Origin of the sequence: Candidatus Seribacter sulfatis (genome assembly GCF_964187635.1) — a bacterium.
GTDB classification, from domain to species: Bacteria; Verrucomicrobiota; Verrucomicrobiia; order Opitutales; family Seribacteraceae; genus Seribacter; species Seribacter sulfatis.
This window is the reverse complement of sequence record NZ_CAXLMO010000054.1, coordinates 1-13,484: the sequence shown is the minus strand read 5'-3', so window position 1 is coordinate 13,484 and position 13,484 is coordinate 1. Positions and strand designations below refer to the sequence as shown.

Sequence of the window (13,484 nt, the reverse complement as noted above, 5' to 3'; positions counted from 1 at the left end):
ATAGCCAATTCGTCCAACATATCCCGCCTCATTGAACGGTTCATTCCTTTCGGATCGGATAGATAAAGAACCGGATCGCCCGAATTTCTGAATTTCACTCCCTGGTGTTGAGTGGGAAGAAAACCGGCACCCCAGAGTCGATCATATAACGGTTGATCATTTGGACGACCCGTGCCCCATGAAGTAAGAACCACATAAGACGGCAATTCCGAGTTTTCGGTTCCCAGACCATAGCTCAACCATGAGCCAATGCTCGGACGGCCAGCTAACTGATGTCCGGTTTGGCAAAAAGTAATCGCAGGATCATGATTAATTGCCTCGGTATGCATTGATTTAATAAAACACAACTCATCTGCCTGCTTGGACAAATGGGGCAAAACATCACTCATCCATTGCCCCGATTGCCCATGCCTTGCAAATTTAAAAATACTGGGAGCAACCGGAAAATTTTTCTGCCCCGAAGTCATGGTTGTCAAACGCTGCCCCTTACGAATGGATTCCGGTAAATCCTGACCACGAACATTCTCCATCGATGGTTTTGGATCAAATAGGTCCATCTGAGAAGGTGCTCCGGACTGGAATAAATAAATAACCCGTTTCGCTTTGGCGGGAAAATTGGGAAAGCCCTGTAAACCAGGATCTTTGGCTTGCCCTTTTTGCGGGGATAATAATCCGGCCAACGCAGTTGCACTAAGCGCCGCCGCTCCATTACGAAGAAAAATTCGTCGATTCAAAAAATCCTGAGTAGATGAAAGATTTGTTTTGGAAGTGAGTAGCTGATTAAATTGATTCATGATAATTATTCCTAATCTTTGGTGATAACACGGTCTAAGTTTAAAAGCACATTCGCGGTGACAGTATAAGCGGCTAATTCCACGGGTTCTAAATTTTCATCCGGCTTCTTTTTCCCATGGGAAATAATCTGTTTTGCAGCTTCCTGGTTATCCTGAAAATGAATTTTTCTTTCCTCAAATCCTTTTTGTAATACAGAAAGAGTCTGCTTATCGGGACTTCGTGATGTGGCCAACCGGTAACCAGTGGTTAATCGATCACGAATACCTGCACCTCCTTCTTTCATCATTCTCTCGGCCAGGCTCCGGGCTGCTTCCACATAAGTGACCTCATTCAGTAAAGCAAGAGCTTGCAATGGTGTGTTCGTACGTGAGCGCTTGGGGTAGCAGATTTCACGGTTTGGTGCATCAAACAAAAGCATCGACGGAGGAGCAGCGGTTCGCTTCCAAAAAGTATACATACTACGGCGATACAAACCCTCGCCCTCATCTGCTTTATAGTTCGTTAAATTTCCATAACGGTTTGTTTCGGACCACACTCCCTTAGGCATGTAAGGACGGGTGCTGGGACCACCAACTTTTTTAATCAGTAACCCACTGCTTGCCAAAGCCTGATCCCGAACCAATTCGCCATGCAACCGGAAACGGGGACCTCGGGCCAAGAGGCGATTCTCAGGATCCTTTCTAAAATAACCATCCGGAGCTGAGGAATTTTGACGATAAGTTTTACTCAGCATGATAAATTTAATCATGCCTTTCATATCCCAGGCCTGTGCAGGTTTTCCATTTATTTTAGGTAAAGCCGTAGGCTTGGCAAATTCCACCGCCAACCAGTCAAGCAGTTCTGGGTGAACCGGCCATTCCGCCTGCGAACCAAAATTCTCTGAAGTCTTCACAATGCCCACCCCAAATAAACGCTCCCAGATTCGATTTACCCAAACGCGGGCAGTCAAAGGATGATCTCCCGATACCAGCCATCGAGCTAAACCAAGACGATCATTAGGCTGACCTTCGGGCAATGGGGGAAGAACAGCAGGTAGTGCCCGTCCTACTTTTTCGGTCGGTTGATCGTATTCTCCACGACTTAAAATGAATGCATCCCGAGGGGCGGACTTTTCCTTCATGATCATGGTGCTAGGCACTTTCGATATGAAATCATCTAAGGCTTTTTTGGATTGATCTGCTTTTACTTCTGCTACGGAAACAGGATTTTCCACCTCTGTGCGAAAATACTTTTTCAATTGGTTTAATTCTTGAGGAGCTAAACCCTCAACATTCTTACGCACAAGAAGAACGAGATTTTCTGGAATTCCAGATACCCCATCTAAAGAACTTACCTTTTTCTCCGCATATTGGATACGAAAGCGACCGAGATTGTGATCTGCGAATCCAGATTGATGATAAATAGTGATCACCAATTCCGCTCCCTCAGGAACAGAGATCGGAGACTTTGCCATAAACATTGCCATGAGAGATCTCTGTTTGGGAGGATTGCTCCCATGAACAGCCCACCCTTTTGATCCCTTTTTCTTCAGGTTCGCAGCATTTTTAACGACTTGAATAGCAGGGTATCCTTCCTGCTCATAACTGGCCTCAGCCTTGTCCAATTTCAAGACAATTGGTTTTTTGTTTTTGTCTTTATGTTCCAACCTAACTTCCAGTCCGGTCATCACAAAATTTCCATTTCCTGACCGCCCAAATTTGATTCCCTTAAAAGATGGATCGGAAAAAGATTCAAGTAAAACTCCCGATAATTCCTTCGAGTTAAAAGGACTTCTAATTTCATAAGTATCATTCGATGGATTCTTACCAGTCCCCAACCAGGAACCATCTTTTTGTTTCTTGAACTGTGCCCCGCCCTTACTTAGCACCTTTTCATTGGTAAGTTTTTTCCAGGGACTGGGCTGGGCTTTGTTTTTTACTAATTCTTCGCGGGTTTGCTTTAGCCATTTAGTCAGGGCATCTTCCATTTTAGATTCCGCACTCTTCCTCTCGTCTTGGGATTTTTGTAAAGAGTCTTCTAAGTGTGAAATTTTTCTTTTCTGTTCAGAATTGGGAACTTTTAGAAAGGGTGCAGTATTAAATCCATTTTTCCCATTGGCTGCCAGCACACCACTCTCATCATTTGAATTAAAATAAGCAAAAAATTCAAAAAATTCTTTTTGTGAAATCGGATCGTATTTATGATCATGGCAACGGGCACAACTCATAGTAAGGGCGAGCCAGGTAGTTCCGGTTGTTTCAACCCGGTCAATCACTGTTTCCACAAACCACTCATCCACAATCCGTCCTCCCTCTCCGTTCAACCTATGGTTTCGATTAAACCCGGTTGCCACAACCTGATCCTGGGATGGATTGGGTAACATATCACCAGCCAACTGCTCGATAGTAAACTGATCAAAAGGAATATTTCGGTTAAAGGCATTGATTAACCAGTCTCGCCAAAGCCACATATCCCGACTCCCATCGCTCTGAAATCCATTACTGTCCGCGTAACGGGCAAGATCCAACCATTCGAGTGCCATTCTCTCTCCGTAGTGCGGTGAACCGAGTAATCGATCCAATACTTTTTCGTACGCATTGGAAGAGGAATCATTTACAAAGTCATCAACCTCGTTAATCGAGGGTGGCAATCCGATTAGATCAAGACTAGCACGGCGTAATAAAGTTTCCTTATCCGCGAGCCCCTGCATCTCCATTCCTTCTCCTTTCAGTCGATCAACAATAAAAGCATCAATCGGGTGGCCGGTGACTGAAATCGATGGAACTGGACTCCTTTTCGGGGTTATAAATGCCCAATGACCTTGGTATTCAGCCCCCTGCTCTATCCATTTTTTTAGAATTTCCTTTTGCTCTAGGGTGATCGACTTCCCGCTATCCAAGGGAGGCATATGTTCCTCGTCATCATCCGAAAGAAAGATTCTCGCAATAATCTCACTCTCATCCGGATCCCCCTTTACAATGGCAGGGAAGCCAGATTTTGCATTCTTAAAAGCATCACTTTCGAGGTCCAATCGAAGGCCCCCTTTTCTTTCCTTTTCATCCGGACCATGACAATGGAAACATCCATCTGACAGAATGGGTCGAATATCACGATTAAATTCGAGCTTTCTTTCCGCCTGAACTGAGCACACTGAAAAATAAACTAAAAAAAGGGAAAGGGAGAATCTCATATGAAGCTCACTAAAAACCCTTACCTGTTTGTATGGCAACATTCTTAAAACAGGATTGCTTAATTTATTATTACAGGAAATGGAATACTTTGTAGTTAAAAGGCTTATAACAGTCATACTTAAACTCTCCGTTAAAAGGAAATTTTAACGAAAAATTAAAACATCAATCAGCAATGGCTTCGAGCTCTTCCCACTGCGAATAAGAAATGGCGATTTTTTTCTCCAATTTCTCCAAACTTGCCTGGTCATCGGCTGGATCACTCTTTGGATTTCGATAGTAATCCGGGCTTTGCATAATCGCGGTAATTTGATCCCGTTCTGCTTCCATCTTTTCTATCTTTTTGGGCAATTCAATGAGGGCTTCTTTTTCCTTATTTAAAAGTTTTCGGGGTTTTTCATTATTTTCAATCACCCTGGGCTTAGCTCGATTACTCGAATTCTTGGCCTCTTCCTGTTCCTCCAGCCAACGATCACAGCCACCCGCGTATTCCATGACTCCTCCTTTTCCATCCATTGCAAAAGTAGCGTTGACCACATTGTTAAGAAAATCGCGGTCGTGGCTGACCAAAAGAAGAGTACCATCAAACTGTAACAAACGTTCTTCCAACAATTCAATGGTTTCGATATCTAAGTCATTTGTGGGTTCATCCAAAACCAATAAATTGGCGGGTTGAAGGAAGAACTTAGCTAAGAGCACGCGGGCTCGTTCACCCCCGGAAAGCATTTTAACCGGGCCCCGGGCAGTCTCGGGTAAAAAGAGAAAATCTTTTAAATACGAAAGTATGTGCTTACTATATCCATTAATCGTAACGGTGTCTCCATTAGGAGCCACATTTTCCGCCACAGATAAACTATCATTCAAAATCTCCTTGTGCTGGTCAAAATAAGCTACGTCCAACTTCGTACCATGTTCAATACTTCCCTGTTTGGGCTCCAGTTTTTTCAATAAGAGTTTCAATAAAGTCGACTTACCCGATCCGTTTAATCCAACCACTCCAATTTTATCGCCCCGCCATATAGTCGTGGAAAAATTCTTGATGAGAGTTTGTTCATCCCAGCCAAATTCAAGATCCTTGATCGAAATTACTTTTCGTCCAGAGGTTTGTCCTTTGTTGGAAGAAATTGTGCTCTTCCCCTGTTGCTCCCTACGGTCGGATCTTTCTTCCCGCAACTTAAACAATGCACGAACTCTGCCCTCATTCCTTGTTCGCCGTGCTTGAATTCCCTTGCGTATCCATACTTCTTCTTCCGCCAGTTTTTTATCAAATACTGCATTTTGCTTCTCTTCGGCGGATAAAAGATCTGCTTTTCGTTCGAGAAATTTGTCATAACCGCAAGTCCACGAGGTCAGTTTCCCGCGATCCAGTTCTAAAATCCGTGTGGCTACAAAACGAATAAAAGAACGATCATGGGATACAAATAAAACTGCAAACTCTGCTTTTTGAAGAAATTTCTCTAACCATTGAATTCCTTCAAAGTCCAAGTGGTTAGTTGGTTCATCCAAAATTAAAACATGGGGCTCACCCACCAGAGTCCGGGCCAGTAATGCCCTGCTCTTGTTTCCTCCCGATAAAGTAGCAAAGGATTGCTCCTGAGTTAATCCTACCCGGTCTATAATAGAAGCGACCTTGTGATCTAAGCTCCAGCCGTCCGTTCGATCGAGCTCAGATTGTAACCGATCAACTTCATCGGCTAACTTCTCATCTTCTGGCTTTTCATCCAATTGAAGCGATGCTTGATTGTAAGCCCGCAAAATGTCCGCCTTTTCCCCCAAGCCCTCTGCTACTACATCAAAGATGCTTCCCTGGACTCCTACTGGAATTTCCTGATCCAACTTGGCCACTCGGAAATTAGGTAACCTCTCACTTTCACCCTTATCGGGAATGACCTGGCCAGATAAAATTCGCAATAAGGTTGATTTCCCCTCCCCATTACGTCCGAGCAGACAGATGCGCTCCTTCTTTTCAATGCTAATACCGACATCATCAAGCAGAAGAGGTCCGCCAAAAGACACAGTTAAATTACGATAACTAATTATTGCCACGGAACCTTACTAAGGAACTATCGAAACTTGGGCAATGGAAGATTGAACTTATTGTTTCATCCAAAATATTGGGTCACTTCTCCCAATGATCGGGTATTAAATACATGCTTTCTGGTCAGCCAGCCTTTGCGGGCAATATTCACACCGGTTAATTGAAAGTCATAATGAGGTAAAGCATGGGCATCCGGATTAATGGCACAGAGCAAGCCCTTTTCCGCTGCTTTTTTCCAATGTCTCCAATCCATATCCAACCGCATAGGGTTGGCATTGAGTTCAATTATTTTATGATTGGCAATCGCTGCATCAATAATCTTTTGAATATTCATCTTGCTGGCCTCCCGCTTTAATAAAAGCCGCCCACTCACATGACCAAGCATGGTGACCTTGGGGTGTTCCAATGCCTTAATAATCCGACTGGTCATCGTCTCCTCATCCTGAGTCAAGCCGTTGTGAACAGACGCCACCACATAATCAAGTGTCTCTAAAACCGAATCCGGAAAGTCCAACGTCCCTCCGGATAAAATATCCACTTCGGAACCGGCAAAAATATGACTGGTGAACGATCCGCTTTCATTCAATGCCCGAATGGCCTCCACCTGTTTTTCCAAGCGGGCTTCATCCAAACCATTGGCCTGAAAACTCGACTTTGAATGATCTGCCACCCCCAGGTATTGCCACCCCCGCTTATCTGCTTCGGCAGCTATTTCCTCCAATGTGTTTCGTCCATCGGAGGCAGTGGTGTGATTATGAAAACAACCTCTTAAATCCTCTAATTCAAGCAATTCAGGGAGTTCATTCTTTTCGGCGGCTTCCACCTCGCCCATCCCCTCACGTAATGAAGGTGGAATGTAAGCAAGGCCAAGTGTCTTAAAGATATCTTCTTCTGAATGTGCCTCCACCATTCCCTTGCTTCGGGAAGAATCCTTCTCCTCTTCCGGCCGAAGTCCCCATTCACTTAGGCTTAGCCCCATAGACAGGGCTTTTTGGCGCATCCTGACATTGTGATCCTTGGAACCGGTAAAATGATGCAGGGCAAAGTAGAATTGCTCCGGGGGAACAACCCGAAGGTCCGCCTGCATTCCTCCCTCAAAACGAACACTCGACTTGGTGTCTCCATGAGCAGTGACCTCAACAATTCCCTCCATCTGCGTGAACCATTCCATAATCGGTTCCGGTTTTGAGGAAGCCACCAAGAAGTCAAGATCTCCCACCGTTTCCATCCCCCTTCTCAGGCTTCCTGCAGCTTCCACCCGATCGACTTCAGGTAGGCCCTGTAAGCCCGGAAGAATTCGATCGGCCACCCGCCGGGCATCCCACCATAAATGACGGGCCGCATAAGCCTCCCGGTTTTCAATCCCCGATAAAATCTTGTCCTGTGTTTTAGTGCCAAATCCTTTTAACTCCGCTACCCGGCCATCATTACAGGCTTGGGTTAAGGATTCAATGGAATCAATTCCTAGTTTTTGATGAAGTGCATTGATTTTCTTCCCCCCCAAACCGGGAACTTCTAACAGTTCAAGGAGACCGTCCGGAACCGATGCTTTGAGCTTATCCAGAAACTCAAGTTCACCAATGGTAAAAAGTGTTTCAATCTTTTCAGTCAGTGCTTTTCCAATGCCGGGTATATCTCCGAGCCGCCCCTCTTCAATTACAGTTCCCAAATCCTCCTCTAATGTCTGCAATGTTCGCGAGCCGGAAAAATAAGCCCGCACCTTAAAAGGATTTTCTCCCTTTATCTCTAGCATCGTCCCAATCAAGTCGAGAACACCAATAATATCATTTTTATCCATTAAGAAACACCATGATAGATTTATTTCTTAAAATCGAAGCAAAAAAACAAATTGTGTATGCCTATTGAAAACGCAGGTTCTTTTCCGCAAGAGCAGGTTCCCCGTATTTTATCATCTGTCTTTTTAATTCTTTTTCGAGGCGTAGCCCAATTTCCTTATATTCATTCCGGCCATAAAAATTAACCAGTTCATCCGGATCCTTTTCGAGATCAAATAACCAGGGCTTATCGGAAGTGGAAATCACCAGTTTATAACGGCGGTCAAACGCGGCAACCCAAGCCCCTCCCGAGTGCCGGACATAAACAACCCGGTCCTTGGCGATTTCTTTTTTCTTGTTGGTGTAGGCAATCGAAGCATTCAGTCCATGCATAGTTGGCAAGCCATCTTCAATCCCCATCAGTCCCATCAGAGTGGGGAAAAAGTCCACTGTGGTGTAGGCAGTGTGAATCACCTTGCCCGCAGGCACTTTGGCCGGGTAGCGCAAAACAAAGGGAATCCCCACCGAGGTTTTGTAGGGTAACCCCTTATTCATCCGGCAATGTTCGCACATCATGTCTCCATGGTCCGAGGTAAAAACCACGATCGTATCCTCGGTCAAATTATTCTCTTCCAAAAAAGCGAGCATCTTACCCACATTATCGTCAATGCAGCGAACCATGCCGAAATACTGGGACAAGGTACTTTGACTCAATTTTTTAACTGCATTGGACGCACCACTCACCCAACCCGGTCGGTTCTGCAATGCGGCCAGTACCCTGCGCATGGTAACAGGTTGCTGAAAGGTCAGATGATCGTACATCGTATCATAGGGAGCCCGAACGGTATTGGGCCCGTGGGGATCGGGCAAGGCAAGCATCAGACAGAAAGGCTTGCCCTTATCGCGGTCGAGAATCTCCAGGGAACGATCGACCAGCCAATCAGTGGCGAAGCTCTTTTCATCCGCATCGCTCAAATCATAAACCGGATTTCCATTCTTCTTGGTTGCCACCTGGGGGCCGCCTTCGGTCATTTCAAATTTCTTCCAATGCCCACGGTTGAACATAAAGCGGTTATCGGAAAATCCGAATTTACGGGTAGGTGCCCAGCCGGGCTTCGCATCCCCATCCAGGTGCCACTTACCCAAATAAGAAGTGGCGTAACCCCGCTGGCGAAGAACTTCGGCAAAGGTGATGATGGAATCCTTAAGGGGCAGATTATTACTCGCCGATCCTGTGGCCTGGGGATAGAGTCCGGATACCCAGGACGCACGGGAAGGCGTGCATACCGGGGAGGAGGCAAAGTAATTGGTACAAATCAATCCATCCCGGGCCAGGGAATCAATATTCGGAGTCTCGACCTGATTGCCCTTGCCCCAGACGAAGGCCTGGTCCTCATTCATCTGTTCACGATAGCAACCGAGTGTACGGAGGTTATGCTCATCCGTTTGAATGATGATTACATTGGGCTGGCTTCGCCCAAAGGAGAATAGGGGGAATAGTAGAATAAAGAAGAGAACTCGCATATAAAATTGAATAAATTTATTCTTTTATTTCGGGACGGTTCCAATCTTGGGATTGATACCCCTTTGGTTTCTTCGGTTTATTTACCTCGACCACCTCTGCCTTCGGGTCAAAAAGTGGCCAATCATCGGTGCGAAAGGGAGAAGCGGGAAACCCTTCTTGATTATAAAGGAGATTACGACCGGATGGATTCATCGCCCAGGCATAACGCACTGCCACCGGTTTTTTCACTTTGAGGGAAGACAGGATTACGGAGTCCTGGTCAATTTTAGCATCCGCCCACTGCCAAACACGATCCTTACCCGCAATCGCAAAAGAATCAATTTTCCCTTTACCTCCTGGCATCAGGCCTGACCCAATCGATTTAAATCGAAGAACAACCTTCTGGCCCGCCTTGGAAAACTCATCAATGATTGGTCCTTCATGTACAATCGGAAACCCATATGTCTTCCCAAGGGCAAGATATGCATGGCGCAACCCGATTGGCTTTTTGTTTTTGGGATGAAGCTCAATCGCATCTCCTGTATCTATGCTCACCGCCATACCAGTGTTGTAAACTTCCTGTGACACCTTTTGCATACTCTCTCGACTTACTACCCAGCTTGCCTCCACCCCTTCCACCGGTTTGCTTTGAGGAGGATTCCAGCTGGGCAACTGGGTAAAATAAACAGGAAACCCATCGCTCACTGACCCCCAGGATTCACCATGCCAGGTGTTTCGGTAATGCCCGATCAGTTGCTTTAATTGATTCGCATAGTGTTCAGCCTGTGGTGCATTCTTGGCGTTCCTTTCTCCCTGATACCAGATCATTCCGCGAATGGCGTAAGGTCGGATTGGAGCAATCATTGCATTGAAAATATGTCCGGGATATTGATGACCCATGCTGGAGGGCTTGGTAATAATCGGAGGAGACAATGACTTGAACGCATTTTTCATCGTCTCACCTCGATCAATCTTGTCATTATATTCCTTTAATTCTTTTTGGTAATTGGCTAATGCCTTCTGCTTGGTCTGACCACGGGCAATCAGACGATTAGATCCATCATCGAGCAATTTTTTATGGGCAATTGTACGGGGATCTGCGGATTGGATAGCCCAGGGCATCCATCCTTCAATCGGTGTCCCGGCAAAGGCCCGTTGAATAATCCCAACCGGCACACCCAGTTTTTGATGCAATTTTTTGCCAAAGTAATAAGAAACTGCAGAAGTTTCAGCAGCCGACTTTGGATCGCATGATTTCCATTTTGCCAATCGATCCCGATTTTCTGACAAAGGCTCATGCCAATGCTCACGGGCCGATTTATAAATTCTGAAATCAGGCAAATTTACATTGGCTTCTTTTCCCGCTTCAAAAGAGTTCCCCATGGACCACCCCATATTGGATTGACCGGCACATAACCAGACTTCCCCCACCGCAACATTTGAAAGCACGATTTTATTATCTCCCTGAATCGTAACTTCGTGACCAGTACCCGCTTTGGAAGTATATGCAATCACCATCCACCTTCCGTTCTTGTCCGCAGTTGCGGAATCTTTCGTCCCCCAACTTGTGGAAACCGTTACTTCCTCCCCCGGTTTTGCCCAACCCCAGATCGGATTTCCTCCGCCTTGCTGAAAAACCGAATGATCCGAAAAGATTGCCGGCACCCGGACTTTACACCATCCGGAAAATGAAATTAACAATCCAGTAATACACAGAAAAAAATTCTTCATTTCCTACTCCTTGATTAAGCGGATACAGGCTTCGGCAAAACGCTTGCCTAATATTTTATAACCCTCTGCAGAATAGTGCAGATCATTTTTTATTTCTTTCCCTTTTCGGTTCAGCCCATCGTTTAAATCATCAGTGTCCACCCATGCAAATACTGGATTCGCATTGGCAACCTGGACCTGTGCCTCTCGCACCATACTCCAATGTCGATATTTCTTATTTTTCAAATCAAAATCACTCAACCGACCAATCACAAAACCCAGGTCTTTCTTTTTCCATTTTAAATCAATAGCGAACTGGGAATGTAATCCAATCAAGGCCTCTCCGTATAACTTCCCCCACCCCATCTTGGCATCTCTTTCTCCCTGCATCCAAACAAAGCTGATACTACCTAACTTTTCACCCTTAATCGCAGGCATAACTTTACTCATCAGGCGATTATAGAGATCACCGGACTGAGCTGGTTTATTTCCCTGCGGATCAACCCATTTCTTCCACCATCGATGAATCGGTTGCCCGCCCAGCGCATCCTGAACCACGATCACACTCTCTGCCCCAAAGGCCTTTTTAACCGTTGGGACAAAAGCTTCATCCGGGCGATGCCCCTGCATATTGGACTGCCCCGATAAAATAAACAAATGCTTCCCCTCCTCAACCGCGAAACAGAGTGAAAAAAAGGAAGTCAAAAATACAGTGAATAAGATTATGCATTTCATAAATGGAAAATTTCCCTTAGGGATCAGGATTTCTTTTTTGAGCTTTTGGTCTTATTACTTGGTTTCTCTTTTTTCCGCCTAAGATTTGATTCCTCTTCCAGTTGTTGAATATATGCCTCCACTAAATCAGGTTCGTCCCGGTTTTGAAAGCATTCGAGCAAAGGGTCTTTCGTTTGAACCATCCATTCTTCTAAAAGTACCATCAACTTATTTTTTGTTTTCTCATGATTAGGGTGATGAATTAAATTTTCCAGGCAGTCTGGATCTCTTTTTACATGATATAATTCCTGCGGTACACGATAACGATATAGCTCCAGTCTTTCATTCATTCGCTCATCGTCCTCAGCCAATTTGATCATTCGCTTACAGGTTACCGTTCCATTTGTAGCAGTTGCAAATACTCGTTCCCCATTAGACCATGGATTAAAAAGAAAAAGATGAGTCTTGGTTTGAATTCCGCGCATCGGATCACGGGAACGGCCGGCATTTTCATTGTATTCCTTGATCACAAAATCCCTATCATCCTGTTTCTTGCCCTGTAAAACAGGATAAAAAGAACGTCCATCAAGTCGTTTCGGCTGGGAAACATTCAATGAATCCAGGACCGTCGGTAGAAGATCAACAATCGAGACCATGTGCTTTTTTTCAACTTTTCCCGCTTCGGTTACATTGGGTAACCGTACCATCAGGGGTGTCCTTGTGCTGTGGTGGTAGAGCTGAGTCTTAGCGAAGGGAAGCGGCATTCCGTGATCCGAGAGAAAGACGATCATTGTGTTCTCCCACTGGCCACTTTTCCTTAACGCCTTCAGTACTTCATTCAGGCAGTCATCGGCCCGTCGTACACTGCTATAGTAAAGAGCCAATTCTTCACGAACCTCGGGATCCTCAAATAAAAACCCAGGTACGGGCACTTCCTCCGCATTGTATATCCGACTGGGCACATACGGATCCTCGCCACCGCCCCGGACCTCGCTCCAGAAAGGTTTGTGTGGATCCGAAATATTGATGGAAAGAAAGAAAGGTTTACCGGACTTTTTCGCTATTTCAATTCCCCGTGAAGTAGATTCTCCATATGCTTTTGCATCTTTAATGTGAGCCTTTTTTCCCGAGGGTGAAATGGTTAGATCGTCATCCCAACCATAGGGTTGATAAGGACTGGAATGGCTTACTTTTCCATGAATTCCAGCATAATACCCCGCTTCCTGAAGTAAATCCACCATATGAGGCCAGCCCGGATCAGTCACTTTGTAAAAACCCTCCACTTTATTGTTGTGGGAAATTAACCCGGAAAACATTACATTTCGACAGGGGTTACAATTTCCCACCGTAACATGGGCATGTTCGAACCGGAGGGATTGAGAAGCAAGTCGATCCATGGTGGGGGTGGTACCCTCCAATTCACACCCGTATACACCCACTGAATCACAGCTCATATCATCCACTGTAATAAGAAGAAGATTCATCGGTTTATTCGCAGCCATTAAAGACAGCCAGGTTAGGGAAGATAGGCTCAACCAGAATATTGATTTATAAGTAATCAGAGATAATTTCATGACAGGTAAAAACGAAATAAAAGGGTAAAGTTCTACACAAAAAGAAAACTTTTAAAAGATCAACCAAATGATTGCATTCCCCGAATAAAACAACGGGAACAAAGATCTTTATCCCCCTATCTTAAACTCAAGTGTGACCACAAGTTTGACCACTTTTTCTATGGTCTCGGTATCATAAATTCCATAACTTGATGTACGGGTGGAATT

8 protein-coding genes are annotated in these 13,484 nt (G+C 45.1%); all 8 read right to left on the bottom strand.

All coding sequences use genetic code 11. The features are described 5' to 3' along the window. Positions 1–794: DUF1501 domain-containing protein (locus tag ACKPQ5_RS05950; protein ID WP_407678181.1), on the bottom strand; the 794-nt coding region annotated here is incomplete at its 3' end. A gap of 11 nt (positions 795–805) precedes the next feature. Next, on the bottom strand, positions 806–3,964 hold the full coding sequence (locus tag ACKPQ5_RS05945) for a PSD1 and planctomycete cytochrome C domain-containing protein (protein ID WP_407678180.1): 3,159 nt from the start codon (positions 3,962–3,964) through the stop codon (positions 806–808). 163 nt (positions 3,965–4,127) lie between these two features. Next, a complete protein-coding gene (locus ACKPQ5_RS05940; protein ID WP_407678179.1) occupies positions 4,128–6,008 on the bottom strand; it encodes an ATP-binding cassette domain-containing protein in 1,881 nt (626 codons plus the stop codon). Between the two features lie 56 nt (positions 6,009–6,064). After that, positions 6,065–7,798, bottom strand: coding sequence for a DNA polymerase/3'-5' exonuclease PolX (gene polX / locus ACKPQ5_RS05935; protein WP_407678178.1), 1,734 nt, complete (start codon positions 7,796–7,798; stop codon positions 6,065–6,067). Positions 7,799–7,859: 61 nt separating this feature from the next. Beyond that, positions 7,860–9,299, bottom strand: a complete 1,440-nt coding sequence (locus tag ACKPQ5_RS05930; protein ID WP_407678177.1) for a sulfatase family protein — start codon at positions 9,297–9,299, stop codon at positions 7,860–7,862. Between the two features lie 16 nt (positions 9,300–9,315). Next, positions 9,316–11,010, bottom strand: a complete 1,695-nt coding sequence (locus tag ACKPQ5_RS05925; RefSeq protein ID WP_407678176.1) for a sialate O-acetylesterase — start codon at positions 11,008–11,010, stop codon at positions 9,316–9,318. Positions 11,011–11,013: 3 nt separating this feature from the next. Further along, positions 11,014–11,724: a sialate O-acetylesterase gene (locus ACKPQ5_RS05920; protein ID WP_407678175.1), complete on the bottom strand. Its 711-nt coding sequence runs from the start codon at positions 11,722–11,724 to the stop codon at positions 11,014–11,016. A 23-nt stretch (positions 11,725–11,747) separates the two neighbouring features. Beyond that, the gene (locus tag ACKPQ5_RS05915) at positions 11,748–13,277 is read right to left on the bottom strand and encodes a sulfatase family protein (protein WP_407678174.1); all 1,530 of its coding nucleotides are present in this window, start codon (positions 13,275–13,277) and stop codon (positions 11,748–11,750) included. Positions 13,278–13,484 lie beyond the last annotated feature (207 nt).

Coding starts and splice junctions, on each gene's coding strand:
- ACKPQ5_RS05925 (WP_407678176.1), bottom strand. CDS start 11,010: ATGAAGAATTTTTTTCTGTGTATTACTGGATTGTTAATTTCATTTTCC.
- ACKPQ5_RS05945 (WP_407678180.1), bottom strand. CDS start 3,964: ATGAGATTCTCCCTTTCCCTTTTTTTAGTTTATTTTTCAGTGTGCTCA.
- ACKPQ5_RS05920 (WP_407678175.1), bottom strand. CDS start 11,724: ATGAAATGCATAATCTTATTCACTGTATTTTTGACTTCCTTTTTTTCA.
- ACKPQ5_RS05930 (WP_407678177.1), bottom strand. CDS start 9,299: ATGCGAGTTCTCTTCTTTATTCTACTATTCCCCCTATTCTCCTTTGGG.
- polX (WP_407678178.1), bottom strand. CDS start 7,798: ATGGATAAAAATGATATTATTGGTGTTCTCGACTTGATTGGGACGATG.
- ACKPQ5_RS05915 (WP_407678174.1), bottom strand. CDS start 13,277: ATGAAATTATCTCTGATTACTTATAAATCAATATTCTGGTTGAGCCTA.